This window comes from Natrinema sp. 1APR25-10V2, from assembly GCF_031626495.1.
In the GTDB taxonomy this organism is placed as follows: domain Archaea; phylum Halobacteriota; class Halobacteria; order Halobacteriales; family Natrialbaceae; genus Natrinema.
This window is the reverse complement of record NZ_JAMQOJ010000016.1, coordinates 1-1,217: the sequence shown is the minus strand read 5'-3', so window position 1 is coordinate 1,217 and position 1,217 is coordinate 1. Positions and strand designations below refer to the sequence as shown.

General features: G+C 58.4%; 1 rRNA gene. It reads left to right on the top strand.

Features of this window, described 5'->3' with window-relative positions:
• Nucleotides 1–13: 13 nt before the first annotated feature.
• A 16S ribosomal RNA gene (locus NDO75_RS27665) occupies nt 14–1,217 on the top strand; the annotation flags it as partial.

The following is a 1,217-nucleotide window of genomic DNA, read 5'->3' as shown; positions in this document are numbered from 1 at the left end:
GCTGGGGAAGAGCATTCCGGTTGATCCTGCCGGAGGTCATTGCTATTGGAGTCCGATTTAGCCATGCTAGTTGCACGAGTTCAGACTCGTAGCAGATAGCTCAGTAACACGTGGCCAAACTACCCTATGGATCCGAACAACCTCGGGAAACTGAGGCTAATTCGGAATACCGTTCGCTGCCTGGAGTGGCACGAACGCGAAACGCCCCGGCGCCATAGGATGTGGCTGCGGCCGATTAGGTAGACGGTGGGGTAACGGCCCACCGTGCCTATAATCGGTACGGGTTGTGAGAGCAAGAGCCCGGAGACGGTATCTGAGACAAGATACCGGGCCCTACGGGGCGCAGCAGGCGCGAAACCTTTACACTGCACGAGAGTGCGATAAGGGGACTCCAAGTGCGAGGGCATATAGTCCTCGCTTTTCACGACCGTAAGGTGGTCGTGGAATAAGTGCTGGGCAAGACCGGTGCCAGCCGCCGCGGTAATACCGGCAGCACGAGTGATGACCGCTCTTATTGGGCCTAAAGCGTCCGTAGCTGGCCACGCAAGTCCATCGGGAAATCCGCGCGCTTAACGCGTGGGCGTCCGGTGGAAACTGCGTGGCTTGGGACCGGAAGACCAGAGGGGTACGTCCGGGGTAGGAGTGAAATCCCGTAATCCTGGACGGACCACCGGTGGCGAAAGCGCCTCTGGAAGACGGATCCGACGGTGAGGGACGAAAGCTCGGGTCACGAACCGGATTAGATACCCGGGTAGTCCGAGCTGTAAACGATGTCTGCTAGGTGTGGCACTGGCTACGAGCCAGTGCTGTGCCGTAGGGAAGCCGTGAAGCAGACCGCCTGGGAAGTACGTCCGCAAGGATGAAACTTAAAGGAATTGGCGGGGGAGCACTACAACCGGAGGAGCCTGCGGTTTAATTGGACTCAACGCCGGACATCTCACCAGCATCGACAATGTGCTGTGAAGGTCAGGTTGATGACCTTACTGGAGCCATTGAGAGGAGGTGCATGGCCGCCGTCAGCTCGTACCGTGAGGCGTCCTGTTAAGTCAGGCAACGAGCGAGACCCGCACTCCTAATTGCCAGCAACACCCTTGTGGTGGTTGGGTACATTAGGAGGACTGCCAGTGCCAAACTGGAGGAAGGAACGGGCAACGGTAGGTCAGTATGCCCCGAATGTGCTGGGCGACACGCGGGCTACAATGGCCAAGACAGTGGGA